26 protein-coding genes and 1 tRNA gene are annotated in these 25,467 nt (G+C 69.4%); 20 read left to right on the top strand and 7 right to left on the bottom strand.

Annotation, left to right across the window (positions count from 1 at the left end):
- Positions 1-238: 238 nt before the first annotated feature.
- The 3 genes from UCD39_RS05280 to UCD39_RS05270 all read left to right on the top strand — a co-directional run bounded on the left by UCD39_RS05280 (position 239) and on the right by UCD39_RS05270 (position 2,654).
- Complete coding sequence (locus UCD39_RS05280; protein WP_330495016.1) at positions 239-1,150, top strand: PDC sensor domain-containing protein; 912 nt, start codon at positions 239-241, stop codon at positions 1,148-1,150.
- Between the two features lie 65 nt (positions 1,151-1,215).
- On the top strand, positions 1,216-2,184 hold the full coding sequence (locus UCD39_RS05275) for an ATP-binding protein (protein WP_330495015.1): 969 nt from the start codon (positions 1,216-1,218) through the stop codon (positions 2,182-2,184).
- A 113-nt stretch (positions 2,185-2,297) separates the two neighbouring features.
- A complete protein-coding gene (locus tag UCD39_RS05270; protein WP_145728915.1) occupies positions 2,298-2,654 on the top strand; it encodes a hypothetical protein in 357 nt (118 codons plus the stop codon).
- 97 nt (positions 2,655-2,751) lie between these two features.
- On the opposite strand, the gene UCD39_RS05265 is transcribed toward UCD39_RS05270, so the two are convergent.
- The gene (locus UCD39_RS05265; RefSeq protein WP_330495014.1) at positions 2,752-3,312 is read right to left on the bottom strand and encodes a DUF6491 family protein; all 561 of its coding nucleotides are present in this window, start codon (positions 3,310-3,312) and stop codon (positions 2,752-2,754) included.
- 322 nt (positions 3,313-3,634) lie between these two features.
- On the opposite strand from UCD39_RS05265, the gene fliG reads away from it, so the two are divergent.
- Both fliG and UCD39_RS05255 read left to right on the top strand, forming a co-directional pair.
- On the top strand, positions 3,635-4,657 hold the full coding sequence (fliG, locus tag UCD39_RS05260) for a flagellar motor switch protein FliG (RefSeq protein ID WP_044563751.1): 1,023 nt from the start codon (positions 3,635-3,637) through the stop codon (positions 4,655-4,657).
- Between the two features lie 114 nt (positions 4,658-4,771).
- Positions 4,772-5,437 carry a DsbA family oxidoreductase gene (locus tag UCD39_RS05255; RefSeq protein WP_330495013.1) on the top strand — a complete coding sequence of 222 codons (666 nt, stop codon included), beginning with the start codon at positions 4,772-4,774 and terminating at the stop codon, positions 5,435-5,437.
- 63 nt (positions 5,438-5,500) lie between these two features.
- Here the strand turns inward: UCD39_RS05255 and UCD39_RS05250 are convergent, their stop codons facing one another.
- Entirely contained in the window at positions 5,501-5,929 is a 429-nt protein-coding gene (locus UCD39_RS05250; protein WP_330495012.1) for a hypothetical protein, read from the bottom strand.
- Positions 5,930-6,193: 264 nt separating this feature from the next.
- On the opposite strand from UCD39_RS05250, the gene UCD39_RS05245 reads away from it, so the two are divergent.
- The 13 genes from UCD39_RS05245 to UCD39_RS05185 all read left to right on the top strand — a co-directional run bounded on the left by UCD39_RS05245 (position 6,194) and on the right by UCD39_RS05185 (position 20,423).
- Positions 6,194-6,943 carry a fimbrial biogenesis chaperone gene (locus tag UCD39_RS05245; RefSeq protein WP_330495011.1) on the top strand — a complete coding sequence of 250 codons (750 nt, stop codon included), beginning with the start codon at positions 6,194-6,196 and terminating at the stop codon, positions 6,941-6,943.
- 51 nt (positions 6,944-6,994) lie between these two features.
- Entirely contained in the window at positions 6,995-9,715 is a 2,721-nt protein-coding gene (locus tag UCD39_RS05240; RefSeq protein ID WP_330495010.1) for a fimbria/pilus outer membrane usher protein, read from the top strand.
- Positions 9,712-10,848 carry a spore coat protein U domain-containing protein gene (locus UCD39_RS05235; protein WP_330495009.1) on the top strand — a complete coding sequence of 379 codons (1,137 nt, stop codon included), beginning with the start codon at positions 9,712-9,714 and terminating at the stop codon, positions 10,846-10,848. Before UCD39_RS05240 ends, UCD39_RS05235 begins: the two co-directional genes overlap by 4 nt.
- 121 nt (positions 10,849-10,969) lie before the next feature.
- The gene (locus UCD39_RS05230; RefSeq protein WP_330495008.1) at positions 10,970-11,491 is read left to right on the top strand and encodes a spore coat protein U domain-containing protein; all 522 of its coding nucleotides are present in this window, start codon (positions 10,970-10,972) and stop codon (positions 11,489-11,491) included.
- Between the two features lie 131 nt (positions 11,492-11,622).
- Positions 11,623-12,576, top strand: coding sequence for a peptidylprolyl isomerase (locus UCD39_RS05225; protein WP_330495007.1), 954 nt, complete (start codon positions 11,623-11,625; stop codon positions 12,574-12,576).
- Positions 12,577-12,757: 181 nt separating this feature from the next.
- Positions 12,758-14,386, top strand: a complete 1,629-nt coding sequence (locus UCD39_RS05220) for a sigma 54-interacting transcriptional regulator (RefSeq protein ID WP_330495006.1) — start codon at positions 12,758-12,760, stop codon at positions 14,384-14,386.
- A 17-nt stretch (positions 14,387-14,403) separates the two neighbouring features.
- Positions 14,404-14,727: a hypothetical protein gene (locus tag UCD39_RS05215; protein ID WP_145728896.1), complete on the top strand. Its 324-nt coding sequence runs from the start codon at positions 14,404-14,406 to the stop codon at positions 14,725-14,727.
- A gap of 110 nt (positions 14,728-14,837) precedes the next feature.
- On the top strand, positions 14,838-15,029 hold the full coding sequence (locus UCD39_RS05210) for a hypothetical protein (protein WP_330495005.1): 192 nt from the start codon (positions 14,838-14,840) through the stop codon (positions 15,027-15,029).
- Positions 15,030-15,115: 86 nt separating this feature from the next.
- Positions 15,116-16,636, top strand: coding sequence for a tetratricopeptide repeat protein (locus tag UCD39_RS05205; RefSeq protein WP_330495004.1), 1,521 nt, complete (start codon positions 15,116-15,118; stop codon positions 16,634-16,636).
- Positions 16,637-16,661: 25 nt separating this feature from the next.
- Positions 16,662-17,621, top strand: coding sequence for a hypothetical protein (locus UCD39_RS05200; protein ID WP_330495003.1), 960 nt, complete (start codon positions 16,662-16,664; stop codon positions 17,619-17,621).
- Between the two features lie 129 nt (positions 17,622-17,750).
- The gene (locus UCD39_RS05195) at positions 17,751-18,740 is read left to right on the top strand and encodes a tetratricopeptide repeat protein (RefSeq protein WP_330495002.1); all 990 of its coding nucleotides are present in this window, start codon (positions 17,751-17,753) and stop codon (positions 18,738-18,740) included.
- Complete coding sequence (locus UCD39_RS05190) at positions 18,713-19,306, top strand: class I SAM-dependent DNA methyltransferase (protein WP_330495001.1); 594 nt, start codon at positions 18,713-18,715, stop codon at positions 19,304-19,306. Before UCD39_RS05195 ends, UCD39_RS05190 begins: the two co-directional genes overlap by 28 nt.
- A 13-nt stretch (positions 19,307-19,319) precedes the next feature.
- Positions 19,320-20,423: a glycosyltransferase gene (locus UCD39_RS05185; RefSeq protein ID WP_330495000.1), complete on the top strand. Its 1,104-nt coding sequence runs from the start codon at positions 19,320-19,322 to the stop codon at positions 20,421-20,423.
- A gap of 5 nt (positions 20,424-20,428) precedes the next feature.
- On the opposite strand, the gene rfbC is transcribed toward UCD39_RS05185, so the two are convergent.
- From rfbC to UCD39_RS05170, 3 genes are read right to left on the bottom strand one after another with little or no spacing between them, the layout of a single operon-like run.
- Entirely contained in the window at positions 20,429-20,983 is a 555-nt protein-coding gene (gene rfbC, locus UCD39_RS05180) for a dTDP-4-dehydrorhamnose 3,5-epimerase (RefSeq protein WP_330494999.1), read from the bottom strand.
- Positions 20,984-21,038: 55 nt separating this feature from the next.
- Positions 21,039-21,836: a tRNA1(Val) (adenine(37)-N6)-methyltransferase gene (locus UCD39_RS05175; protein WP_330494998.1), complete on the bottom strand. Its 798-nt coding sequence runs from the start codon at positions 21,834-21,836 to the stop codon at positions 21,039-21,041.
- Positions 21,833-22,054, bottom strand: coding sequence for a putative signal transducing protein (locus UCD39_RS05170; RefSeq protein WP_145728879.1), 222 nt, complete (start codon positions 22,052-22,054; stop codon positions 21,833-21,835). Before UCD39_RS05170 ends, UCD39_RS05175 begins: the two co-directional genes overlap by 4 nt.
- A gap of 196 nt (positions 22,055-22,250) precedes the next feature.
- Here UCD39_RS05170 and UCD39_RS05165 point away from each other — a divergent pair, with 196 nt between their 5' ends.
- Positions 22,251-23,273, top strand: coding sequence for a polyprenyl synthetase family protein (locus tag UCD39_RS05165; RefSeq protein WP_145728876.1), 1,023 nt, complete (start codon positions 22,251-22,253; stop codon positions 23,271-23,273).
- A gap of 144 nt (positions 23,274-23,417) precedes the next feature.
- Here the strand turns inward: UCD39_RS05165 and UCD39_RS05160 are convergent.
- A tRNA-Pro gene (locus tag UCD39_RS05160) sits at positions 23,418-23,494 on the bottom strand.
- Between the two features lie 279 nt (positions 23,495-23,773).
- Between UCD39_RS05160 and UCD39_RS05155 the strand changes: the two genes are divergently transcribed.
- The gene (locus UCD39_RS05155; protein WP_330494997.1) at positions 23,774-23,944 is read left to right on the top strand and encodes a hypothetical protein; all 171 of its coding nucleotides are present in this window, start codon (positions 23,774-23,776) and stop codon (positions 23,942-23,944) included.
- A 282-nt stretch (positions 23,945-24,226) separates the two neighbouring features.
- On the opposite strand, the gene UCD39_RS05150 is transcribed toward UCD39_RS05155, so the two are convergent.
- Positions 24,227-25,441 carry a pyridoxal phosphate-dependent aminotransferase gene (locus UCD39_RS05150; RefSeq protein WP_330494996.1) on the bottom strand — a complete coding sequence of 405 codons (1,215 nt, stop codon included), beginning with the start codon at positions 25,439-25,441 and terminating at the stop codon, positions 24,227-24,229.
- Positions 25,442-25,467 lie beyond the last annotated feature (26 nt).

Raw genomic sequence — 25,467 nt, 5'->3', positions numbered from 1 at the left:
CCGCGGTGATCATTCCCCTGGGCGTGCTGGCCGCCGCCGCCAGCCAAAGCCGGAAAGACATTACGGCCCAGGCCGGAGACCGGGTGGAGCGCATCGCCAGCCTGGTGGACGAGCGCGCGCAACGGACCGTGGAAAGCGACCGCCTGGTGCTGGATCGCATGCGCGACCTGCTGGTGCCAACGCGGCCGGCCGGCGGCGCTGTTCCCCCGCCCCGAATGCGCGGGAACTGGGCCGCGCCTTGGCCGGCATGGTGGCGGACACCCCGTCCATCCGGGCGCTGTGGCTGTGGGACGCGGATGGCCGGACCCTGGCCGCCAGTCGCCCACCCACCGCCGACGGCACCGACATCACCGGCACCACCCTTCACAGCCAGTTGAGCGCCGGCCAGGCGGAGATATTGGTGCCTCCCGGGCAGGAGCCAGTGAAGGGGACCGCCGCACCGTCCGGCGTGGGCGCCTTCAGCCAGCGGGCATTCACCCTGGTTCGGCGCCTGAGCCGCGCGGACGGCAGCTTGGCGGGCATCGCCGCCGTGTCCATGTCGCCGGTCCACTTCGACGATTTCTTCCGGCGGGCGACGCGCGACGATCCGACCACCACGGTGGCGCTGCTGAATCGGGACGGCCGGGTCATGGCTGGCGGGCCGGTCCCCGCCGGGGACGCGCGCGCCGACACGAGTTGCCCCGGGGCAGCCGCCGTCTGGCGGATATCGCCCCTGGATGGACGGGAACGCCTGACGGCCTGCCGCATGGTCGCCAACGCGTCGCTGGTGGTCATGGTGGGGGTGGAGCGGTCCCAGGTCGAAGCGGCGTGGCATCAACGCCTGGGCTGGCTGACACTGCTGACCCTGCCGGTCATGGGCATCTTCTGCGGCACGACGCTGCTGGCCATGCGGCGGGCGCGGCGGGAAAGGCGGGCGGCCAAGGCGTTGCGGGGGGCCGAGGCGCGGCGCGAACAGGCGGAGAGCGCGCTGCTTCGCACCCAGCGCCTGCAGGCCCTGGACCAGATCACCGGCGGCATCATCCACGACTTCGCCAACCTGCTGATGACCGTGCGGTCCGGCGCGGAAATACTGTGCCACCGGCCCCACACCGAACCGCAACGCGAGGTGCTGGACGCCATGCTGCAGGCGATCACCTGGGGGAACGCCTGACCCGCAACCTGCGCACCTTCAGCCGCCGGCCCCATGCGAACCTGGATTCGGTGAGGCTGTCGGACATGGCGGACGACATCGCGGAATTGTTGCGCCCGGCGCTGCGCGGCGACATCCAATTGGCGACCGACCTGCCACCCCGCCTATGGCCCCTGCGGCTGGACAGGATGGAATTCGATCTGGCGCTGCTCAACCTGGCGGTCAACGCCCGCGACGCGATGCCCAGGGGTGGAACGCTGCGCCTGGCGGCCGCCAACGTCCACATCGCCCCTGCCACCCGCGAGAGCGAGCGTACAGGTGGCCTGATGGGCGATTTCGTCCGCCTGACCATCAGCGATACCGGCGACGGCATCCCCGCCGACATCCTGGATCGGGTTTTCGACCCCTTTTTCACCACCAAGCAGGACGGGCGATCGACCGGCCTGGGCTTGGCACAGGTGCAGAGCATGGTCGGCCAGGCGGGCGGCGCCGCCCTGGCCGACAGCCTGAGCGCCCGCGTTCCCGGCGCCGCAGCCGGAGGCACCACCATCACGCTCTACCTGCCCCGGTCGGACGAGGATGAGGACGGCCAGGATGCCGCAGCCGGTCGATCCCCTACCGACGAGGTTCCGGACATCGACGGCAACGGACGCCAGGTCCTGCTGGTCGAGGACAATCCGGCGGTGTGCAAGGTGATGCAGCACATGGTGGAGGGGCTGGGGTTCGCCGTGCAAGCCACAGCCACGGCGGACGCGGCGCAGGTGCTGCTGACCGAGCGGCCCGACATCTCCCTGGTGCTGTGCGACATCGTGCTGCCGGGGGGGCGTGACGGCCTGGAACTGGCGCAGGGGGTGCGGCATATGCACCCCGGCCTGCCCATCCTGTTGGTCAGTGGCTATGGCGACAAGGTGGCGGAGGCGGAGAGCCTGGGCTTCGTCATCGTGCCCAAACCCTTGGACAGCACCCACCTGCGCCAGGCCCTGGCCCGCTGCTTGGCGCCCACCCAACCGGCGCCGGGAACGGGGGCGGGAACGGGGCGCGGCATACCCCGTTAAGAAGAGGGATGCCATTCCCCATCGCGCCGGGTTTCACGAAACGCTTGTCGCTGCTATATCTTGGTCGCAGACCAGCCGTCGGCGGCTGACGCCGGCGCGAATGGAGGACGGGTGTGACCAGACACGAGGAACGGGTTTTCCGCTCCGCCAAGCCGAAAACGGACCTGGCGACCTTGCGCAGCCAGTTGCAGCGCCTGAAGGGCGATCTCGAACAATACCTGGCGCGTAACAGCAGCAGCGCCATGATCGCCCCCTTGAAGGAGCGCATCCGCGAATTGGAAGGCACCATCGCCGCCGCCGAGGAACGCAGCGCCCGTCCCCGGGCGTCGGGCTGGACAGGCGCCATCGATGGCGCCGCCGCCCAGCGGGCCGAGGCGCCGCCGCGCAGCCATGGCGGCCCCGCGGGGGGAGATCGGTTCCCGCCCCGCCGCCGACCGGCCTCTGGCCCGGCCGGCGATAGCGAGGAGTAGGCGAAAACGCCTGAGCGGAAGCACCAGGGGAACGGGCGTCCGGCCCTGCCCCTTGGTGTGGTCTCCAGGGCTTTGTCCGGCGGTGATTGCTGGACCGTCAGGTGCTTGTCGCCTTGGGCGGCGTTTCGTCTTTTTGCGCCCCGGGCTGTGCCTCCCCGTCCTTGTTTTGGGAGTCTTTGTCGGGGGAGCCTGACTTCTTCGGCTCAGGCGGCACGGCGATGATCTCCCGCACCGGCACCCGCAAGTGCAGCGGCTCGCCGATGATCTCGATATCCATGGGGGAGCAGACCCAATCGGACCCGCCCGGTTTGGTCACGATGGCCAGTTGCAGGCGCGTGGACAGGTCGGGCTGAGGCATGAACAGCTTCAGGTCATAGCGCTTGTTGATGCCCACCCGGATGCGCACGGTGTAGGGATCGATGCTGTTCCAGCCGTCGATATCCCGGGTGAAAAAGCAGGGCGGCTGTTCCGCCTTGGGGGTGGCGCCAGGGGCCGCATCGGCCGAGGCGACAGCGCCGGCCCCCGCGCTGGCCGCGCCCGTTTGACCACCCGCTGGGCCACCGCCTGGACCGGTCGACTGGCATCCCGCCAGCAGCACCGCCAGCGCCGCGGCGCCCCACCGGGCTCTTGCCCCTATCCGACCATACCGCTCTGTCATCGCCATGCTCCCGAATCGCCGGAGAAACGGCCCTGGAACGCCCCCCGGAACGTGAAGGTTCCACAGCCATCATAGGGGGATGGGCGCACGGGGCCACTATACCTGGGATTATACGGACCAGGGCCGCCTGGGCTTCTTGCGACAAAATTTCTATCCTGCCGCCAGGGGCAGGTGTACTTTGCCTGGTGGTTCAGGGCCCCGCTCGTGGTTCGGGCCCTTAGTTGTGGTTCGGAAACGTGTTTCAGGGGCGGGGGCGTGACGACGGCCCGCCCCTGCGGGACAATCCGGCGGCGGTGTGACGCCGGACAGGAGATGACGATACATGGCGATCCGGGTACGTGAAGATTACCGGGGTCTGACGGGGCCGGAGAAGGCCGCGGTGCTGATGCTGGCGCTGGGCGAGGAACATGCCAGCCGCCTGTTCGCCCTGATGGCCGAGGACGAGATCAAGGAACTGTCGCAGACCATGGCCAATTTGGGCTCGGTCAGTTCCAACATCGTGGAGCGCCTGTTCGTCGAGTTCGCGGAGCAGATCAGTTCGACCGGCTCCCTGGTCGGTACCTTCGACAGCACCGAACGCCTGCTGATGAAGGTGCTGCCCAAGGAAAAGGTCGACACCATCATGGAGGAGATCCGCGGTCCCGCGGGTCGCACCATGTGGGACAAGCTGGCCAACGTGAACGAGCAGGTGCTGGCCAACTACCTGAAGAACGAATATCCGCAGACCGTCGCCGTCATCCTGACCAAGATCAAGGCCGACCATGCCGGCCGCGTGCTGCAGCTGTTGCCCGAAAGCTTCGCCATGGAAGTCATCATGCGCATGCTGCGCATGGAATCGGTGCAGAAGGAAGTGGTGGACGATATCGAGCGCACGCTGCGCACCGAGTTCATGTCCAACCTGGCGCGCACCAACCGCCGCGACGCGCATGAGATGATGGCGGAAATCTTCAACAGCCTGGACCGCAGCACGGAAAGCCGCTTCATCGCAGCACTGGAAGAACGCAACCGCGACAGCGCGGAGCGTATCCGCGCCCTGATGTTCACCTTCGAGGATTTGGGCAAGCTGGACCCGTCGGGCGTGCAGTCGCTGCTGCGCTCCGTCGACAAGTCCAAGCTGGCGACGGCGCTGAAGGGCGCCTCGGAAACGCTGAAGGACCTGTTCTTCACCAACATGTCGGAACGCGCCGCCAAGATCATGCGCGAGGACATGGCCGCCATGGGCCCGGTGCGCCTGCGCGACGTGGACGAGGCGCAGATGTACATGGTGCAGTTGGCCAAGGACATGGCCGCCCGCGGCGAGATCGTCATCGCCTCCGGCAAGGGCGACGACGAGCTGGTGTATTAAGCCCCCCGCATCGTCGTCCGCTGCGCCCATGGCGCCACTGTGACCATCGCCACGGCGCGAGGTTCACACCCTAGGCAAGGTGCGGACGTCCTTCCTGCACACCGGAAATCCCCCATGACCAAGCGCCTGTCCCTCGACTTCGTCTCCGACGTTTCCTGCCCCTGGTGCGTCATCGGGCTGAAGAGCCTGCAAGCGGCGCTGGCGCGGCTGGAGGGTGAGGTGGAGGCCGACATCCATTTCCAGCCCTTCGAACTGAATCCGCAGATGGGGCCGGAAGGCGAAGATGTGGATGAGCATATCGCCCGGAAATACGGCGCCGGCGCGGAGCAGATGGCCCAAACGCGGGAGATGATCCGCACCCGCGCCGCCGCCGTCGGCTTCACCATGTCGGCCACCGGCGCCCAGGGCGGCAAGCGCCGCATCTATAACACCTTCGACGCCCACCGTTTGCTGCATTGGGCGGAAGCCCACGGGTCAGAACGCCAACTGGCCCTGAAGCTGGCCCTGTTCGAGGCGTACTTCACCCGGGGCGAGGCACCATCCGATACCGATGTCCTGCTGGCGGCCGTGGCCCAGGCCGGCCTGGACGCGGCGGAGGCCCGGGCGATCCTGGCCGGCGACCGCTACGCCGCCGAGGTCCGCGAGGCGGAACAGCTGTGGCTGTCGCGCGGCATCCAGTCGGTGCCCGCCGTGATTGTCAACGGCCGCTACCTCATCTCCGGTGGTCAACCGCCGGAGGCGTATGAGACCGCGCTGCGCAAGATCGCGGAAGCCGCCTGACGCGACCTGCATCCAACCCGCCGCCTTCGGCCGTCCTTATTCGCTCGCCGCCTTCGGCGGCCCTTATTCGCTCGCCGCCTTCGGCGGCTGGGCAAACTGGATCAGGTAGTTGGCGTAGTCGGCGACCTTCAGCTTGAAATCCAGGCTTTCGTTGCCGGCCATGGCGCGGGCCACGATCAGGTGGTTGCCCACGGTGGTGGGCGTCAGCTTGTAGATGCCGGCGGCCCCCTTCAGGCGGGGATAATAGTTGGAATCGACGGGCTTTTCCTTGGCGGATAGACGCTGCAGCGCCTCCTCCTCCGTCCAGTCGCCGACCTCCACCTTCTTCACCAGGGTCCAGTCCTTTTCCGCCGCCCAGCCGGCAGCCAGGGCAGCGGCCAACGCGTCGGCGCCGCCGTCGACCACACCCACCTTGAAGATGTTCTTGGGCAGGCCGACGTCGGAGGCCCATTTCGACAGGTTGGCGCTGCGGGCGACGAACAGGGTGGCCATGACAAAACCGGTCTGTTGTTGAAAATCGGTTCCCAGGTCTACCCCACCACGGGCCACCTGACCAGATTTAGCCGTCGCCAAGGGATTTCGACCCGGCGCGGCATGGAAGCGGATGCAACGCCGCCCGCATCTGGGTATGGTGGGGCCGCGGACGTCGGTGGGGTGGCGTTTCCAAGAAAAGCTGTAAACCATTATTTAAGATTTGCCGCCCCATTCACAGGCGTCGCGCTGAAACGCGTCTTATTAAGAGTCGGGCGGTTATCCATGTCGGCATCTCACCGGTTTCGTTTACCCCGGCCCGCGCGGGTCCTTGGGCTGGCCCTGGCGGGCGCGCTGCTGCTGTCAACCGGCGCTCTGGCCTCGTTCCGCCTGATCCCCATCGAAATGGACATGGAGCCCAGCGGCCGAGGCGCCACCCAGATCTTCCGGGTGGAGAATGACGGCAAGGACCCGGTGGCCATCGACGTCAAGATCATGTCGCGCGGCATGGACCAGGATGGCCAGGACATCCTGGCCGATGCCGAGGACAGCTTCGCCATCGTGCCGGAACAGATCATCCTGCAGCCGGGCGAAAACCAGTCCATCCGCGTGCAGTGGTCGGGCGATCCCAAGCCGGCCAAGGAACTGCCCTTCCGCCTGGTGGCCGAGCAGTTGCCGATCGACCTGGGCAACGCGCCGGTGCAGGGCGGGCAGGTGAAGCTGCTGGTGAGGTACGTCGCCTCGCTCTACGTCGTGCCGGAAGGGGCGAAACCCAAGCTGACCGTCGTGTCCGCCGGCCCCAAGCCCGCCACGGCCCCCGCCACCGGCACGGTGATGGAGGTGGTGGTGCGCAACGACGGTGGCTCGCGCCAGGTGATGCGCGACCTGGAACTGACCGCCCAGGTCAACGGCAAGAGCGTCACCCTGCGCAAGGAGCAGCTGACCGGCATGGTCGGCGAAAACGTCCTTGCCGGCGTCACCCGCCGTTTCCACATCCCCTGGCCGGCGGATCTGCCCAGGGCCCCGCCACGGTGACCCTGTCGGTGCCCTGATAAGAGGACGGCGGTGCGCCTGTCGCGACCGAAAATGCCCGGCCGCCGGACGCGCGGTCCGTTTTGTGTTGCCCGCCCCGGCCCCCATCCCGGCCGCCTGCGCCAGGGCGCGCTTGCCTGCGTCCTGGTTTCGGCCCTGCTGGCCCCGCTGCTGACCTCCCGCCCGGCGTGGGCCCAGACGGCGCCACCCGCCAACCAGAACACGGAGGCGTTGTTCGAGAAGACGTTCGGTAAAAAAAAGAAGGCGGAAAAGCCCACCAGCCTGGACCTGCCGGTGAAGGTGGAGGGGCGGGAGGTCGGCCAGGTGCCGGTCAAGATGGCACCGGACCCCGCCGAAACGCAGGTGGATCTGAACCGACTGTCCCTGCTGCTGCGCGACTTCGTGCAGGCCAAGGCCCTGGGCGACCTGGTGGCCCAGGCCGGCCCGGACGGCTATGTCAAGCTGGGGGCACTGTACCAAGGCGGGCCGGCCGGCGGCGCGCGCGGCGGTCCATTGGCCGCCACCATTTCCATCACCGTGGACCCCAAGGAGCTGACGCTGTCGGTCAAGGTGCCGGCGCAACTGCGCGCGGTGCGCAACCTGACCGTGGTGAACCGCGCCAATGCCGCCAGCGGTTACCAGGTGCTGGAGCCGGCAGACGTGGCGGCCTACGTCAACCTGCGCACCGCCCAGGTCTTCCTGGCGCAGCCCGCCACCGACAGCGGCAATTACCGCCAGCCGCTGAACCTGGGCCTGGATGGCGGCGGCAACATCGACGGCTGGTCCTTCGAATGGCAGGGCCAATACCAGGAGCAGTACAGCCACCATTTCATGCGCGGGCCCGCGCGGCTGGTCCGCGACTTCCCGGACGACGCGGTGCGCCTTCAGGCCGGCGACCTGGACTACTCCATCACCGGCATCCAGACCAACCGCCCCCTGACCGGACTGTCCATCGCCCGCAATTACACCCTGCAGCCCTACCGCGCCATCCAGCCCACGGGCAGCCGCGACTTCATCCTGGATACGCCGTCGCAGGTGGAGGTGCTGGTGAACGGCCGCCCCACGCGCGTGTTCCGCGAGGACGCGGGCCCCGTCAACCTGTCCGACTTCCCCGGCACGTCCGGCACCAACGACGTGCAGGTGCGCATCACCGACGCCTATGGCCAGACGCGGACCATCGATTTCCCCTTCTTCTTCGATTCCGAACTGCTGGCCGAGGGCGTGTCGGAGTTCAACTACACGGTCGGCGTGCCCTACACCACCGCCAGCGACCGCCTGACCTATGACCGCAGCCGGCCGACCTTTTCCGGCTATCATCGCCAGGGCATCACCGACAACCTGACCGTGGGCGCCAGCCTTCAGGCGGACAAGAGCCAGCAGGTCATCGGCACCGAGGTGCTGTTCGTCACCGGCCTCGGCACCATCGGCATCAACCCGGGCGCCAGCCTGGGCGCCTCCCGCGGGGCGTCGGTGGATCTGACCTACCGTGACTACACGAACGACGAACAGTTCTTCCAGCAGCGCACCCTCACGGCGCAGGGCAGCTGGCGCTCCGGCGGGTATGCCAGCCTGGGCACCCTGGATCCCCGCAACACCGTGTCCTATGACCTGGCCGCGCGGTACGGCCAGCCGCTGGACGAGGATTTGACCGCGACCGTGAGCGGCCGATACCAGTTGGTGCGCGATGACAGTCAGATCGACGGCTATTCCGTGGACCTGGGGTTCCGCCGCCGCTTCGGCCGGCACGCGACGCTGGAGCTGACGCTGAGCCGGGCCCGCAACACCGTGACGCGCGAAGCGGACAACAGCGCCTATCTGGCCTTCCGCTACACCTTCGGTGACGGTGTGCAGTCCGCCGGCCTCACCATGGACACGCTGAGCCGCCAGCGCGAGGTGGACTGGCGCTACCAGGACCCATGGCCCACCAATTCCTGGAACCTGGGCGTGGACGCGACCAACACCACCGGCACCTACCAGGCCAGCGGTTCCATCGGGTACACCATGGACCGGTTCGAAGCCTCCATCCGCCATGACTACAGCCAGCGCCTGTCCACGCTGGACGGCCCGCTGCAGAATGACGAGCGCACGACCCTGAACTTCGCCACCGGCCTGGTGTTCGCCGATGGCCATGTCGGCGTCACCCGGCCGGTGACCAACAGCTTCGCCCTGGTGGTCCCTCACCCCCGCATCGCGGATGAGGAGATCGGCGTCGATCCGGTCACCGGCCATTACCTGTCGTCCAGCGACTGGCTGGGCCCGCCGGTGGTGCCCAACATCTCCGCCTATCTGGTGCGGCCGCTGCTGCTGGACGTGCCGGACGCGCCCATGGGCTATGATATCGGCAACGACCGGCCCGCCATCGTGCCGGGCAACCATACCGGCACCCTGGTGCCCATCGGCACCGACGCCACCGTGTCGCTGGACGGCGTGCTGCTGGACCCGGCGGGCAAGCCCGTGCCGCTGGCGGCCGGCCTGCTGCGGCGCACGGACGGCAAGGCGGTCAAGGCCACCAACGCCAAGGACCCCAAGGCGGGGCTGGAGGTGCCGTTCTTCACCAACCGCAAGGGCCGGTTCCGCGTTGAGGCGGTGCGCCCCGGCGAATGGCTGATGCAGCTGAACGGCGTGCCGCACAAGCCCATCCCCGTGACCGTACCGGCGGCGGCCGAAGGCCTGTTCCCGCTGGGCACGCTGACGCTGGAGCCGCTGCCCGGCCAGACCATCAATCTGTCGCCCGCCAAGCCGGCGTCCACGACGACCGGGGATGGCCCATCATGAACGGAAGCGAATACCAGGGTGAGGATGGACGCCAGCCCACGGCGGAACGCTTCTTGCTTGCCAATAACGCACCGCCTGACGGCCCCCGCCGCCGGGCCCATTCTCCTGACCGGGTGCCGCCCGGCCGGGACGCCACCATCCTGGATGCCATGCAACAGCCAACCCGCCTTCGCCCTGCCACCGCCCGGCCTTCAGGCGCCCGGTCCCGGGGCGTCCCGCTGTGGGCCCTGCTGGCGCTGGCCCTGGTGATGGCGTTGACCACGGTGCCGGCCCGGGCTGCCCAAACCTGCTACGCCGTATTGAGCGGCCTGTCGCAGGTGACACCCGTCACCAGCTACGACCCTTTCGCGGCGCTGCAGCCCCCCACCTACAACACGGTGACGGTGCAATACATCGCGGGCAGCAACTGCCTGTTCGGGATCGGCATCGACAGCGGGCTGTGGAGCAGCACGCGGCGCATGCTGGGCTTCAGCGGCAACTGGCTGAGCTATGATTTGTACAAGGATGGCGCCCTGACCCAGCGGGTGGGCGACTACGGCACGGGCAACACCAGCAACCTGATCACCGGGACGGTCAACAACGGACGCGGCACCCAGACGGTGACCACCGGATTCTATGCCTCCGTCCCGGCCGGGCAGTTGGTGGGGGCATCCTATTATTTCGACCAGGTGACGGTGACGCTGTACCAGCTGAACAGCGCCGGCACCATCGTGGCCATCATGGACAGCGCCATCGTCCAGGTGCGGGCCACCGTGCGCACCTCCGTCTCTGCCACCGTCAATGTCGGGGGCGTGCGCAGCAACCTGGCGGCGTCGACCGCCAACGTCGACTTCGGGGAGTTGACCACCGGGGCCAGCCGCAGCTTCGACCTGGAGGTGTCGGGCAACACCGGGTACAGCGTCACCATCCAGTCGCAGAACGGCGGCCAGCTGGTGAACAGCGCCGCCAACACCCGCATCCCCTACAGCATGACGGTGGACGGCCGGGGCGTGGCCGCTGGTGGTACCACGCTGAACTATTACAGTTATTCCAGCCTGGACCGGCACACCTTCATCATCGTCATCGGTGACGTCACCAAGGTCATCGCCGGGACCTATACGGATTATCTCCTGATGACGGTGACGGCGAACTGACATACCATCTGGATCAGGCGGCTGGATCATCCATTTGATCCAACGCAGGGCGCCGCAGAAGGCGGTTGCCCATCCTGATCGACAGATGGCGTCCATTCCGGGGCGCCCATGGAGACAAAAAATGTCCCAGCGTCTGCCCGCCCCGCCCCGCGACCATACCCCCGCCCATGGGGCCCCCGCGCATCGGATTTGCCTGGCCCTGACCATCGCTGCCACCCTGGTCCTGGGCTGTTCCGCCTGGGCGGGCAACAGCAGCGGCACCATCCAGCTCAGCGCCACCGTCCCCACCGTCTGCACCGTCGCCGTCACGTCCAGCAACGCCACGCTGGATCTGGTTAACGGCCAGAACGCCGTCACCGTGGGATCGGTGACGGAGCAGTGCAACGCCGGCAACGGCTATACCGTGTCGGTCGCCTCGGCCAACAGCGGCACGCTGAAGAGCAGCGCCACCGGGTCCACGGCCGTGGCCTACAACCTTTCCTACGACAATACGGCCGCCGCCAAGAACGGCACGCTGACCACGGACCGCGCCGGCTCCACGCAAAGCCGGCAGGGCACCTTGGCTGTCAGCCTGCCCGGCAACAGCCAGGCCGCCGCCGGCGTCTACCAGGATACGGTCACGGTTTCGATCGCCGCCAAGTAGGAAACCGTCCGAAGGCCCCCAACCTCAAAGCCACCTGAAATCGCTTGCCCATGCTGCACCTCGCAGCCAATCCTGCGCCGGGATGGCGGCCCCATCATGGGAACGGCCGCCGTAAGAATGAAGGGGAAGCGATGCGTCGTCCAATGGTAGCCGCCCGCCTGGCGGCGGCCCTGGTTTGCCTGTCCGTCACCGCCTATGCCGCCGACGCGGCCAAGCCGGCCGCGCCAAAGCCAACCGCCAAGGCGGGCCCGGTCGCCGCCGATGTCCTGGCCGCCGCGGGTCCCATGGACTGGCGGTCGCCCAACCCGGAAAACCTGCTGTACATGGACCTGGCCCAGGGCCGGGTGATCATCGAGCTGGCACCCGCCTTCGCCCCGGCGCATGTCGACAACATCCGCAAGCTGGTGCGCGAGGGCTGGTTCGACGGCCTGGCCGTGGACCGGGTGCAGGACAACTACGTCACCCAATGGGGCGACGCCGACGGCACCCGCACGCCGAAGACGGCGCAGACCAAGCTGGCCCCCGAATTCGTGGTGCGGGGCGACGCCGTGGCGAAGCTGCCCTTCACCCCCCTGCCCGACCATGACACGTACGCGCCCGAGGCGGGCTACAGCGACGGCTTCCCCGCCGCCCGCGACGCCAAGGGGCGCGAGGCCTGGCTGGTCCATTGCTACGGCATGGTGGGCGTGGGCCGCGACATGGCGCTGGACAGTGGCAGCGGGGCGGAACTCTATGCCGTCATCGGCCAGGCGCCGCGCCATCTGGACCGCAACATCACCGTGGTTGGCCGGGTGCTGCGGGGTATGGACATCCTGAGCAGCCTGCCGCGCGGCACCGCCGCCCTGGGCTTCTATGACAAGCCGGAACAGCGCATTCCCATCACCAAGGTGAGGCTGGCCGCCGACCTGCCCCCCGACCAGCGCGACAACCTGGTGGTGTTGCGCACCGACACCCCCACCTGGGCCGCCTATGTCGAGGCACGCCGCAACCGGAGGGAGGACTTCTTCCCCGTACCGGCGGGGCACGTGGACGTTTGTAATATTCCCATACCCGTCCGTACGGCTGAGGCCAAGCCTATCCAATAGGGCTGACCGGAGCGGGGAGCGGGCGGCACCCTAACCTTAAGAACAGCTCCGCGGCATTGCATCCTGCAATGTCCTGCGTTGACAGCGCTGGGCGATTGCTTGAAAACCTGCAAGCTGCAATGCCCGACGCATTCCCCTAAAGGATAGGCGCGGGCGATGTCCCCCTGAAAGCATCCGCCCCATGGAAACCCGCCCGCGCCGCGTCCTGATCGTCGAACCCACGCCGTCGATGGCCGCTGCCTACAGCCAAGCATTGCGCAAGGACGGCCACGCCCTGCAGGTGGTGGACACCGCCCCGGCCGCCCGCCGGGCGCTGGCGGAGGCGCCGGCCGACGTGGTGCTCTTGAACCTTCAGTTGCCAGGCGGCAACGGCCTGGATTTGCTGAAGGAATTGAAGGCCGACACCCGGGCGCCGCAGGTGGTGGCGCTGACGTCCCAGGGCTCGGTGCAAATGGCGGTGGACGTCATGCGCGCCGGTGCCGTGGACGTGCTGCTGCTGCCGGCGGGCACGGATCGCCTGCGCCAGGCCATGGCCACCGCCTTGACCGAACGGGAAAAGGTGTTGGAGGCGGCGCCGCCCACCGCCCCGGTGGAGGACCCGCTGGGCTATCTGGGCTTCGTCGGCATCTCGCCGGCCATGCGCGGCGTCTACCGCATGATCGAGGCGGCGGCCCCGTCCAAGGCCACGGTGTTCATCACCGGGGAAAGCGGCACGGGCAAGGAGGTCTGCGCCGAGGCCATCCACCGCCGCAGCCCGCGCGCCACCAAGCCCTTCATCCCGGTGAACTGCGCGGCCATCCCGAAGGATTTGATGGAAAGCGAGATCTTCGGCCACGTGAAGGGCGCCTTCACCGGGGCGACGGCGGATCACGCCGGCGCCGCCCTGCAAGCCGACGGCGGCACGCTGTTCCTGGACGAAATCGGCGAAATGGATTTGGCCCTGCAGGCCAAGCTGCTGCGCTTCCTGCAGACCGGCATGGTCAAGAAGGTGGGCAGCGAAAAGGCCGAGGCGGTGGACGTGCGCATCGTCTGCGCCACCAACCGCGACCCCTTCGCCGAGGTGCAGGCCGGCCGCTTCCGCGAGGATCTGTTCTATCGCCTGCAGGTGATTTCCATCGAGCTGCCGCCCCTGCGCGACCGCGGCGACGACATCCTGCTGATCGCGCGGGAGTTCCTGGCCAAGTACACGCAGGAGGAACGCAAGTCTTTCACCGGCTTCAGTGACGAGGCGGAGGACATCATGCGTACCTACACCTGGCCGGGCAACGTGCGCCAGTTGCTGAACGTGGTGCGCAACGTGGTGGTGCTGAACGACGGTGCCGTCATCCAGCCGTTCATGCTGCCCCCGCCGCTGAACAAGCCGACCATGATCGTGCCCCCCATGCTGAACGATCCGCGCTGGGCGGCCATGGCCGGGCCCATGCCCTTCCCCTTCTCGCCGCCGCCGCCCGCCAACTTGGCCGGTCCGGCCCCCGGTGGGGCCTCTCTGGGGGGCGTGGCGCCGACCGGATTCGGCATGCCGCCCGCGCCACCCGCCGCACCGGCGCCGGGCGGCGTTTCCATGGGGGCCGCGCGTCTGCCGGGCGTCAACAGCTGGGCCGCCCCCATTTCCCTTGAGGATGGGACGGCCGCCCTCGACCCCGACCCCGCCCCGGAGCGACGCATCCGGCCGCTGTGGATGGTGGAGGAGGAAACCATCGAGGAAGCCATCCGCCTCTGCCAGGGCAACATCACGCGCGCCGCCGCGCTGCTGGAAATCAATCCCTGCACCATTTATCGCCGCCGCCAGAAGAAGCGCGCCACGGCCTGACGTCCAAGGAAACGGTCATGATCACGGAAATCCGGCACATCATCTTCTCCAATGACGAGCTAAAGCTCGTCTTCCAAACCGTGCCGCCGGAGGAATTCGACGCCAGCCGCCGCATCCTGAGCATCCAGGTGGTCGAAGGCCCCCCCCCGACGGTGAAGCTGACCAGCGAGCTGCCCACCGGCGGCGGGCGCGAGGTGATGCAGCTGGAGTCCTACCTGCTGGCGCGGCTGATCGTGGCCTATTGCCAGAAAAAGCGCATCCCCCTGCCCAAGGACGCGCTGAAAACCCTGCACGCCCAGGGCGACCAGCTGTGCTTCAGCATCATGAGTTCGCTGAGCTAACGACGTCAGCACGGATGGACGCCGACTCTATGCCTTGAGCGGCCGGCCGATCGGAGCGATACTGCGACTGTCGGCCGCCCCTCGCGGGCGCAGCCCCCGGAGTAGCGCAGATGCAGATCGACAGCCAAGCCGCCGCGGCCACCGCCGCCAATGTGTTGCAGGCCAGCCTGCAATTCCAGGTGCAGGCCCTGAAGCAGACCACGGACGCGCAGTCCGCCGTGGCGACCGAACTGCTGACCGGGCAGAGCGCCGGCCCCGCCCCCACCGATGGGCGCGGCCAGTTGATCGATATGACGGCCTGACGCCCTGGCCCCTGGGCATCCCCTTGGGCTCGCCCGTTTCCCCCACTCCGGCCCCCACCCGCCACTGACCCATGGCCCAGGAAGGAATGTCCCTGGCCCAGGCGCTGTCCGCCGCTGTCGCCCATCACGGCGCCGGTCGTCTGGATGAGGCGGAAGCGCTGTACGCCGCTATTCTGGCCCAGGTGCCGGACCAGGTGGACGCCCTGCACCTGCGGGGCGTCCTGATCCTGCAACGTGCCCAAGGGGCCACCAGCGGCTTGGAGGCCGGGGTGGACCTGATCCGCCGCGCCCACGGGCAGCCGGGCGCCGTCACCGTTCCCGACATCGGCGCCAATCTGGTGCGCGGCCTCGCCGCCCTGGCGGCCAGCCACCAACGGGCCGGCCAGCCGCAGTGCGCGCTGGAGGTCCTGTTGGAGGCCGACGCCTTGGGCCTGCCCTTGGAGGCGTCCACCCGCTTGGCATTGGCCGAGGGGCTGGCCAGCGCGGGCGCGGTGGTGGAGGCGGAGGGCCATTACCGCAGCCTGTTGGCGGACGATCCCGGCAGCATGCCGGCCCGCGCTGGCTTGGCCAGGCTGCTGGTCCGCCGCGGCAAGCCCGGGGCCGCGCTGGGGGTATTGGACAGTCTGCCGCCGCTGGACGCCGCCAACGGGGCCGCCCACCGCCTGCGGGCGGAACTGCTGATCCCCGACGCGCCGCAGCGGGCGGCGGCCCTGCTGACGGCCCTCGAGGCCGCCGGCGGCGCGGATGCCGACATCCATCACACCTGGGGGCGATTGAAACAGCGGTCGGGCGATATCGCCGGCGCCCGCGCCCGGTATGCGCGCGCCCTGGTGCTGGACCCCCGTCATGCCGCCGCGCGGCTGGACCATGCCGCCGCCTGCCTGCGCCTGGGCGCCTGGCGGGATGGCTTCGCCGACCTGGCTTGGCGCTGGATGCGGCCGGGAACCACCCGCCGCCACGGCGCCATCCCACTGTGGGAACGGGCCGACCAGGATATCGCCGGGTGCCGCCTGCTGGTGTGGGACGAGGTGGAGGCGGAGGCCCTGCCCCATCTGGCCCGCCTGCTGCCGCGCCTGCGCGACCGGGGTGTGGATGTGGTGGTGGAAGTTCCGCCGGGTTGGGCGCCGCTGTTGCCCACGGGACCGGACCAGCCCCTGGCCGGCATCACTGTGGCGATCCGGGGGCGGGACACCGTCCACGCGGATTTCCAGGTGCCGTTGCAGGACGTTCCCGACCGCCTGGCGCTGTGGGAACCCAACGGCTTCTGGACCGGGCCCTATCTCCATGCCCCCACACCGCCGACCGCCCTGGTGGCAGCCCTGCCGCCAAGCCGAACGGTGGCGGTCGCCGCCGGCGCGGCCCAACCGACCCTGCCGCAGGGGGTGGTGGCGATCCCCATATGCCCCCCGCCGCCGGATGCGCCGGACGGATGGGCCCAAGTCGCCGCCACCCTCGCGGCGGCGGACGCGGTGGCCCTACCTGTCGGCATCCTGGCCCACCTGGCGGGGGCCCTGGGCCGGCCGGGGGTGGTGCTGGTCCCCCCGACGCCGACTGGCGATGGCCGGCAGCCGGCGAGGCCACCCCCTGGTACCCGTCGCTACGCCTGATCCATGGTACCGATTGGGGCGCCGATTGGCCGCAGACGCCGGTGATGGCATGAGCGATATCCTCTATGTCACCGGCGCCGACCAGCGGTTCTTCGCGACCACGCTGATGCTGCTGGAGAGCTTCGCCCAGCGCCTGCCGGGTGAGCGGCTGATGGTCTGCGACTACGGCTTGGCCCCGGGCCAGCAAGCCTATCTGGCGGAGCGGGGACAGTTGCTGCCCCGGCCGCCTGGCGTGCCGGAAAGCCTGCATCCCTATGCCAAGAAGGCGGCCATCCTGGACTATGTCGGCGCCCTGCCGTGGCGCGGCCTGTGCTGGATCGATGCCGACATGCTGGTCACGGGCTTGGATACCGGCATCATGGCGCAGCTGTTCCAACGGCTGGACGAAACCGGCGCCGCCATCGCCCTGACCACGGATATCAACGGCATCGCCCTGCGTGACGTGGCGGCCATGGATGAGGGCGGCGTCGCCCTGGCCCCCTTTCGCGCCCTGATGGCCGACAGCGGCGCCGACCCGGACGCCCCCTATGTCAGCGTGGGCTTCTGGCTGTGCCGCTCGCGGGCCCTGCTGGCCGACTGGGACCGCCGCAGCCGGGGGCTGACACCCCACCCGTTGTTCGAGCAGAACGTCATGGCCCTTCTGGTCCACGGGCCTCGGTGGGGCAAAGCCGGCGAAGCGTTGCTGCTGGATCCGATGGAGTGGCAACCGCAAAATCACCTGCTGCCCCTGATCCACGCGGACGGCGACGGCCACGCCGTGCGCGGGCGGACCGTAAGGCTGGTGCATTGCACGGCCAGCCGCCATTGGTTCATGGATGTCTATGACGGCCATGTGCGGGTGGGCAAAGGGACCCTGGCCGGCTATTTCCGTATCCTGCGGAATCCGGCGCTGCGCGCGTTGCAAAAGGACCTTTTGCACGACCACGTCGTGCGCCACGGTGACGCGCTCAGTCGCCACGGGCTGCTGACGATCGCAGATCCCTGAATCGCCCGGTGAATCGGCGGCCAGTGGGCATATCTTGCCTCTGTTCACGGGCGCCGCCGCCCCCTATCCTCTCCCCATGAAATGAAGCGAGCCGGGGCCCGTGTCGTTGGTTCCGCCGGCGGAGGAAGCATGACCGACCACACCGACAGCACGCCCGTCCCCAGCACGCCGGCCACGCCGGAAGACGCGGCCGTCCTGATCCTGCAGGCCGACGGCCTGGCGGCATTGGAAGGCGGCGACGCGGCCCAGGCTGTCTCGCTGCTGAGCCAGGCGGTGGCCCTGCGCCCCGACGACGCCGCGCTACGCGCCGACCTGGGCCTGGCGTTCGAACGGCAGCAGGACAACGAGTCCGCCAAGGCGGCCTATGGCATGGCGGTGGCCCTGGACCCGGACAACCCCATCCATCGCTTCAACCTGGGCGCGGCCTGCCAGCGCCTGGGCCAGGGGCACGAGGCCGCCACCCATTACCTGGACGCGCTGGAACGCGAGCCCATGCTGGCGGAGGCCTATTTCAACCTGGCCACGCTGTTCCAGGAGGCCGGCCACCTGGACATCGCGGAGCAACACTACCGCAACGCGCTGGAGGCCCGGCCGTCCTATGTCGAGGCCGCCGCCAACCTGGGCCTGGTCCTGCGCCGCCTGGGCCGTCTGGACGAGGCGCTGGACTATCTGCGGGCCACCGCCGAGGCCCAGCCGGACCTGGCGCAAACCCATTCCAACCTGGGCTTGGTGTTGAACGAGGCCGGGCAGTACCAGGAGGCGCTGGCCGTGTTCGACCACCTGGCCGCGCTGCGCCCGTTCGAGGTGGCGCCCCACGTCGGCCGCGCCGGCGCGCTGCGGGGCCTGGGCCACTTGGCCGAGGCGGCCACCGCCATCCGTCAGGCGCTGAATCGGCCGGAAACCACCATCTCCGCCGAGTTGGAGGCCGCCCAGATCGCCGCCGCCCTGCAGGCTTCCGGCAACGGCGCCGCCGCCCGATCGCTGGTGGACGCCTGGCGGACGGCCGGCGTCACCCCCATCCTGCGCCATACGGAGGCGGCGCTGGGCCTAGCCCCCCACCGCCCCGGGCGGATTCCGCCTATCTGGAACAGATGTACGACGCCCAGGCCGCCATGCTGACGGAACAGGCCGTCGCCGCCGCCACGGCCGCCCTCTCGCCCGCCCTGGCCGCCACCTTGGCACGGCATCTCGGCCCCGCGGCCGGCACCCTGCAGGTGCTGGAGATCGATTGCGGCGTGGGTGCCTTGGCTCCCCTGCTGAAGCCCTACGCCGCCGATCTGGTGGGGGTGCATCCGTCCGCGACCGCCATACAGGCGGCGGCGCGGAGTGGCCTGTACGACCAGTTGGTTCACGGTGACCATGCCGTGGTGCTGGAGCGCTCAGCCGCCAACGCCAACCTGATCGTCTCGACCGACATCGCCAACCATGTCGGCGACCTGGGGCCACTGGCCTCGGCCGCCGCCGACGCGCTGCTGCCCGGCGGCACGCTGGTCCTGGTTCTGGACGCGGCTGAGCCATGGGCCCCCGCCGTGGCGTTGAAGGAAAACGGCCGCTTCCTGCATCGCCGCGACCATGTGGAGGGCGCCCTGCGCCAGGCGGGCCTGGCTGTGCTGGAGGGCACGACGCTGCCACCCGCCATCCCCGGCGGGACCGAGCGCCTGCTGGTCGTCGCCCGCAAGGGCTGAGACCGGCACCCCCATGGCATCCCCGCCGCTCCGCACCCCGCCCCGCCCGGCGCGGGTGCTGGCCTTGCCCCGTTATGACCGGCTGGGGGCCAGCAGCCGGCTGCGCTTCTTCGACCCGCTGCCCCATCTGGCGGCGGCGGGCCTGGAGGTCACCTGCGCCCCGTTCTTCGACGACGCTTATCTGCACCGCCTGTACGCCGGGCAGCCGGTGGACGGCCGCGCCCTGCTGGGACGCTATCGGCAGCGGTTGACGGCCCTCGGCCGCGCCGGACGTGGCGATCTGCTGTGGATAGAGAAGGAGGCCCTGCCCTGGCTGCCGGATGCCGCGGAACGCCTGATGTTCCGGGGGCGCCCGTATGTTCTGGACTTCGACGACGCCTGGCACCTGCGCTATGCCGGCCATCGCAGGGCGCCGGTGCGCGCGCTTCTGGGCCGAAAGCTGGAGCGGCTGGTGGCGGGGGCGGCCCTGACCGTGGTCGCCAACGAGGCCCTGGCCGGCTGGGCGGAGGCCGCCGGCGCCTGCCGCCTGTTGCGCCTGCCCACGCCGGTGGACCTGTCCCGCTACCAAGCCGCCGCGCGGTCGGAGCCGACCGCCGGCGGGTTCCGCGTGGGCTGGATCGGCACCCCGTCCTCCGCGCGCTATCTGGCCGCGTTGGCCGGGCCCCTGGCGGCGCTTGCGGCCAGCGGCCCGCTGACGCTGGTGACCATCGCCAGCGCCCCTGTCAACCTGCCCGGTGTGCCGGAGGAGTTCATCGCCTGGGGCGAGGCGGGCGAGGCCGCCGCCCTGGCCGGAGTCGACGCAGGGATCATGCCCCTGCCCCACACGCCGTTCGCGCAGGGCAAGTCAGGTTTCAAACTGTTGCAGTACATGGCGGCCGGCAAGGCCGTGGTGGCCAGCCCGGTGGGGGAGAACCGGCGCATCGTGGCCGACGGCGTCACCGGCCTGTGGGCCGACAGCCCGGAAGGCTGGGTCCAGGCCCTGGAAGCGCTGCGCTCCAACCTGGATTTGCGCCACCGCCTCGCCACGGCCGGCCGCGACCTGGTGGCACGGGAGTATGACCTGGCGGTCCTGGGCCCCCGGCTGGGGGCGGCCCTGGCGCACGTGGCCAGGGCCTGAAGGCCTCAGCCCGGGAAGGGCGCGCCGATCTCCGCCAAGGTCGGCTGCTTGCCGTCCTTGTCCGACAGCACGGCGCCGGCGAACTCGGGCCACTGGATGCCCAGCGCCGGGTCGTTCCACAGCAGGCCGCGGTCATGGGCCGGGCTGTAGGGCGCCGTCACCTTGTAGGCGATCTCGGTGTCCGGGACGAGGGTGCAGAACCCGTGGGCGAAGCCCACCGGCACCCAGAGCTGCCAGCCCTCTTCCGCATCCAGCTCCACGGCGACGTGGCGGCCGTATGTGGCGGAGCCCTGGCGCAGGTCCACCGCCACGTCCAGGATACGCCCGCGGATGACGCGCACCAGCTTGCCCTGGGCCGCCGGCGCCAACTGGAAGTGCAGGCCGCGCACCGTGCCCTGAATGCGCGACAGCGACTGGTTGTCCTGGACGAAGGGCCCGGTGATACCGGCGGCGGCGTGCTTTTCCTCATTCCAGGTTTCGACGAACCAGCCGCGGTCGTCGCCGAAGCGGCGGGGCTTCACCATCACCAGGCCATCGATGTCCAGGCGCTTCACTTCCATGCTGGGGTCCTATCGTCTTCGGTTGTACCGCGCGCCCGGGATACGCTGGACACTGTCAGAAGTCCAGGCCCTCGCCGCCCCTGAGGACGGCGTCTGCCGCCGGCGTATAGCCCCCTCTCTCGCCGTGCAGCACCAGGCCGGGCAGCAGGCGGGCGGGGGTCCGGGCACCCAGGCGGGCGCGGATGATGACGCGCCGCGCCTCCGCACCGGCGCGGGGCCACAGGGGGTAAAGCACCACGGCGCCGAAACGGCCCGCCAGGCGCGCCAGGATGTCGTCCACGCGGTCGGCACGGTGGATCATGGTGAGGGTGCCGCGGGGGGCCAGGAGGCGGGCGGCCGCCGCGATCCAGGTGGCCAGATCCGCCGTCCCCTCGCCATGTGATACCGCCTTGCCGGCGCGGGGGGATCGGGTGTGCCGCCCGCCCGGGTAAAAGGGCGGGTTGGTCATCACATGATCGAAGCGTCCCGCCAGGAGGTCGGGATCGGAACCGGGCGGAAGATGGCCGGGCGCCTGGGCCGCATCGCCCAGGGAAATGCGGACGCGGCCGGCGACGCCGTTGAGATCCGCGTTGCGCCGGGCCAAATCCACCGCCGCGGGCTGAACCTCCAGCCCGGCGATCCGCACGCCGGGCAGCCGGGCGGCCAGGCAAAAGGTCGCGGCCCCGGCGCCGCAGCCCAGATCCAGCACGTGATCCTCTCCACCGGCGGGGGTCGCCGCCGCCAGCAGCACCGGATCGATGGCCGCGCGGTATCCTTGCGCCGGCTGCAACAGGCGCACCCGCCCATCCAGCAGCCTGTCCTCCGTGAGGTCGCCCTCCACCGGCGGGGCCAGGAGGACGGCCGCGCCGGTCACGGCGCCTCCTCCAGCTGCGCCCGGGCCACGGCCAGGGCGACCGTCGCGGCGGTGACGGCGCCGTCCGCCACCATCAGCCGCCGGGGAATGGCCAGGATGCTGCCCTCCGCCGCCGCCGTGTATTCGTCCAGCAGCACCGCCTCGATACCCGCGTCGGCCAGCACGGCGCGGGCCCAGGACAGTTCCACGGGGTCATTGCTGCTGAGGATGGGCTGCATGAAGGCTTCCTTGGAGAGGGACCGCCGGGCTTGATCGACGGGGGCGCCTTAATATGGGGGACGGCGATGCGGTCTGCCAGCTTGACCACGGGGGTTGCGCCGGTATGCTCACTGTCCTATCCAGGGCCGTCAACTGGGTCTCGCGCGATAGCGACGTTGGCCCCCATGTTGGCTCCCATTGGCAGGAGTTCGTTTCGTGGCCGTCGTCACCCCCCTCGATCCCAAGCGCCGGAAGCCCGGCACCGATGCCCTGGAGGCGCTGGTGGAACTGGTGGCGACCGACTTGGCCGCGGTCAATGACATCATCATCCGCCGCATGCATTCGGATGTGGAGATGATCCCGCAATTGGCGGGCTACATCGTGGCCAGCGGCGGCAAGCGCCTGCGCCCGGTGCTGACCCTGGCCGCCGCCCGCCTGTGCGGCTATCAGGGGGAACGCCACCAGCCCCTGGCCGCCTGCGTCGAGTTCATCCACACCGCCACCCTGCTGCACGACGACGTGGTCGACGAAAGCGACCTGCGCCGGGGCCAGCCCTCGGCCAACGCCGTCTTCGGCAACAAGGCCAGCGTGCTGGTGGGGGACTTCCTGTTCTCCCGCGCCTTCCAGGTGATGACCGAGGATGGGTCGCTGGATGTGCTGCGCATTCTGTCCAGCGCCTCCGCCGTCATTTCCGAGGGCGAGGTGCTGCAGCTGATCACCGCCAACGACACCACCACCAGCGAGGAAGCCTATCTGGAGGTCATCCGCGCCAAGACGGCGGAACTGTTCGCCGCCGCCTGCCGCATCGGCGCCGTGGTGGCCGGCCGCCCCGCGGCGGAGGAGGAGGCGCTGCGCAGCTATGGCCTGAACCTGGGCATCGCCTTCCAGGTGGTGGACGACGTGCTGGACTATTCCGCCGTGCAGGCCCGCCTGGGCAAGACCATCGGCGACGACTTCCGCGAGGGCAAGATCACCCTGCCCGTGGTCCTGGCCTTCCGCCGGGGCGATGACGAGGAACGCGCCTTCTGGCGCCGCACGCTGGAGGAGGTCGACCAGCGGGAAGGCGACCTGGAGCATGCGCTGGCCCTCATGCAGCGCCACAACACCCTGCGCGACAGCGTGGAGCGCGCCCGGCACTATGGCGCCGTGGCCCGCGACGCCCTGGGCCTGTTCCCCGCCAGCCCCATCAAGCGCGCCCTGCTGGACGTCATCGACTTCGTCGTCGACCGGGATTTCTGAACCGGGCGCCAGCCCGTTTCCGCTAAAGGCGCGCCCTCACCGGCGCGCCTTTTTTGTTGCGCCAGACCGCGCTCGTCTGCGCCCCGCGCTGAAAAGCAAAACGGCCGGCTTCGGGAGAAGCCGGCCGCTTATGCGTCCCTGAGATGGTCGGAGAGAGAGGATTCGAACCTCCGGCCCCTGCCTCCCGAAAGCAGTGCTCTACCAGGCTGAGCTACTCTCCGTCTCGGGGTGGGCGGGTATATATCGACATCCGCCGGCCATCGCAAGCCTTCTCTTTCATTCAATCGCCCGTCATCGCCGCATGGGTGTCCCGCAGGCGGCGACAGGGCCGACTGTTGCCAATTCGCCACAGGGGGTCGGGAGTCTGCGCCTGCCCCGGTAAGTGCCGCTTCTTGCCATGGTTCCGCCACGGTTGGCCTCGACCTTCAAGTCACGCCCATCAGTCGTTCGGCCTAGCAGAGGAGCCGCCCGAGGGCCGATCGTTTTATGGAGGTGGTATTATGACGACCGTTCGCAGCGTTCTCACCGGCCTGTTCCTGGGCCTGCCCTTCCTGGTCGCCCCTGCCATCCTGGTCGCGGCGCCCCGTCCCGATGTCGCCGCCGTGGCGCAGGCCGCCCCCCGGGGCCGACGCCCGCCGCGACGCTGGCGGCCTCAAAGTCGGGCCGGCTGACGGTCATTCCCGCCAACGCCGTGACCACCCCGGGTACGAGCCGCGATGGTTTGGCGGTCCCCTGCAAGGCGACGGGCACCAGCGTCATCAGGGCCCATGCCGGCCACACCATGCCGCACCGGCTGATCGCCCTGAACTGAGTTTATTCAGGAATCGGGAAAGGCGCCGGCAACCAACGACCGGCGCCCCCAAAGGGACAGTCCTCAAAAGGGTTGATATGCGAAGGGCCGGCGGTGGCGACACCGGCCGGCCCTTCCCCTTTTTCAGGCTTGGCTTGACCGCCTATCCGCGCCAGGCCTTGAGGCGGCGTGCCGCTTCCACCATCTCCGCCTCAGCCCCGGCGAAGCTGATGCGGACGGTGTGGTGACCGCGCAGGGGGTCGAAGTCCACGCCCGGCGTCAGGGCCACGCCCGTCTCGTTCAGCAGGCGGGTGCAGAAGGCCTGGGCGTCGTCGGTGCGGTCGGAAATGTCCGCATACAGGAAAAAGGCGCCATCGGCGGGGGCCAGGCGGCCGAATCCGGCGTCGGGCAGCAGGTCCAGCAGGATGTCGCGGTTACGGCGATAGCGGGCGACGTGGCCCTCCAGCTCATCCACGCAGCCGAAGGCCGCCACGGCCGCGTGCTGCGACAGGGTGGGCGGGGAGATATAGAGGTTCTGCGCCAGGCATTCCACCGACCGCACCAGCCGTTCGGGCACGACAGCCCACCCCAGGCGCCACCCGGTCATGGAGAAATATTTGGAGAAGCTGTTGAGGGTGATGGCGCCCTGCCCCCCATCGACCGCCAAGGCCGTGGCGGCCGGAACCGTGCCGTATTCGATGCCGTGGTAGATCTCGTCCGATATCAGCCAGACGCTGTGACGGCGGCACCAGGCGCCCAGCGCCGCCATGGCGGCCGCGTCCAGCATGGTGCCGGTGGGGTTGGACGGGCTGGCCACGATCAGGCCCCGGAAAGGGCCGCCCCCCTGCGCCAGCAGTTCATCCAACAGGGCCGGGGTGGGCTGGAAGCGCGTCTCGGGCCCCGTGGGCAATTCCACCGGCACCAGGCCCGCCGTCTTCAGGATGTTGCGGTAGGCCGGATATCCCGGGGCCGCCAAGGCCACGCGGTCACCCGGGTCGAAGGCCGCGAGGAAGGCCAGGAGGAAGGCGCCGGACGAACCGGTAGTGACCACCACCCGCTCCGGCGAGACCACCAGCCCATGGCGATCTTGATACCAACGTGCTATGCCCTCTCTCAAGGCTGGCAGGCCCAGGGCATCGGTGTAGGCTAGGCGATCAGCGGCCAGGGCGTGGGCTGCCGCAGCGATCACCCCCTTCGGTGCCGGGGTGGACGGCTGGCCTATTTCCAGGTGCAGGACGTCGCCGCCGGCGGCCTGGCGGGCATTGGCGGCGCGCAGTACCTCCATCACCATGAAGGGTGAAATGGTACTGGTGCGTACAGCGACAGCCGGTTGCCCCGCCGCGCGTGGAAATTCGTCCTTGGAGTCTGTAGGGGTCATACCTTACCGCTCGCCTGTTCGGGTAT

Origin of the sequence: Nitrospirillum karajorum (assembly GCF_036348415.1) — a bacterium.
GTDB lineage: Bacteria > Pseudomonadota > Alphaproteobacteria > Azospirillales > Azospirillaceae > Nitrospirillum > Nitrospirillum amazonense_B.
The sequence above is the reverse complement of the archived record's forward strand: the minus strand, read 5'-3'. Positions and strand labels throughout refer to the sequence as shown.

Bases quoted from the DNA above. Each gene is read 5' to 3' on its own strand.
- UCD39_RS05275 (WP_330495015.1), top strand. From the start codon at position 1,216: ATGGCGGACGACATCGCGGAATTGTTGCGCCCGGCGCTGCGCGGCGAC.
- UCD39_RS05265 (WP_330495014.1), bottom strand. From the start codon at position 3,312: ATGACAGAGCGGTATGGTCGGATAGGGGCAAGAGCCCGGTGGGGCGCC.
- fliG (WP_044563751.1), top strand. From the start codon at position 3,635: ATGGCGATCCGGGTACGTGAAGATTACCGGGGTCTGACGGGGCCGGAG.
- UCD39_RS05255 (WP_330495013.1), top strand. From the start codon at position 4,772: ATGACCAAGCGCCTGTCCCTCGACTTCGTCTCCGACGTTTCCTGCCCC.
- UCD39_RS05250 (WP_330495012.1), bottom strand. From the start codon at position 5,929: ATGGCCACCCTGTTCGTCGCCCGCAGCGCCAACCTGTCGAAATGGGCC.
- UCD39_RS05245 (WP_330495011.1), top strand. From the start codon at position 6,194: ATGTCGGCATCTCACCGGTTTCGTTTACCCCGGCCCGCGCGGGTCCTT.
- UCD39_RS05240 (WP_330495010.1), top strand. From the start codon at position 6,995: ATGCCCGGCCGCCGGACGCGCGGTCCGTTTTGTGTTGCCCGCCCCGGC.
- UCD39_RS05235 (WP_330495009.1), top strand. From the start codon at position 9,712: ATGAACGGAAGCGAATACCAGGGTGAGGATGGACGCCAGCCCACGGCG.
- UCD39_RS05230 (WP_330495008.1), top strand. From the start codon at position 10,970: ATGTCCCAGCGTCTGCCCGCCCCGCCCCGCGACCATACCCCCGCCCAT.
- UCD39_RS05225 (WP_330495007.1), top strand. From the start codon at position 11,623: ATGCGTCGTCCAATGGTAGCCGCCCGCCTGGCGGCGGCCCTGGTTTGC.
- UCD39_RS05220 (WP_330495006.1), top strand. From the start codon at position 12,758: ATGGAAACCCGCCCGCGCCGCGTCCTGATCGTCGAACCCACGCCGTCG.
- UCD39_RS05215 (WP_145728896.1), top strand. From the start codon at position 14,404: ATGATCACGGAAATCCGGCACATCATCTTCTCCAATGACGAGCTAAAG.
- UCD39_RS05210 (WP_330495005.1), top strand. From the start codon at position 14,838: ATGCAGATCGACAGCCAAGCCGCCGCGGCCACCGCCGCCAATGTGTTG.
- UCD39_RS05205 (WP_330495004.1), top strand. From the start codon at position 15,116: ATGTCCCTGGCCCAGGCGCTGTCCGCCGCTGTCGCCCATCACGGCGCC.
- UCD39_RS05195 (WP_330495002.1), top strand. From the start codon at position 17,751: ATGACCGACCACACCGACAGCACGCCCGTCCCCAGCACGCCGGCCACG.
- UCD39_RS05190 (WP_330495001.1), top strand. From the start codon at position 18,713: ATGTACGACGCCCAGGCCGCCATGCTGACGGAACAGGCCGTCGCCGCC.
- UCD39_RS05185 (WP_330495000.1), top strand. From the start codon at position 19,320: ATGGCATCCCCGCCGCTCCGCACCCCGCCCCGCCCGGCGCGGGTGCTG.
- rfbC (WP_330494999.1), bottom strand. From the start codon at position 20,983: ATGGAAGTGAAGCGCCTGGACATCGATGGCCTGGTGATGGTGAAGCCC.
- UCD39_RS05170 (WP_145728879.1), bottom strand. From the start codon at position 22,054: ATGCAGCCCATCCTCAGCAGCAATGACCCCGTGGAACTGTCCTGGGCC.
- UCD39_RS05155 (WP_330494997.1), top strand. From the start codon at position 23,774: ATGACGACCGTTCGCAGCGTTCTCACCGGCCTGTTCCTGGGCCTGCCC.
- UCD39_RS05150 (WP_330494996.1), bottom strand. From the start codon at position 25,441: ATGACCCCTACAGACTCCAAGGACGAATTTCCACGCGCGGCGGGGCAA.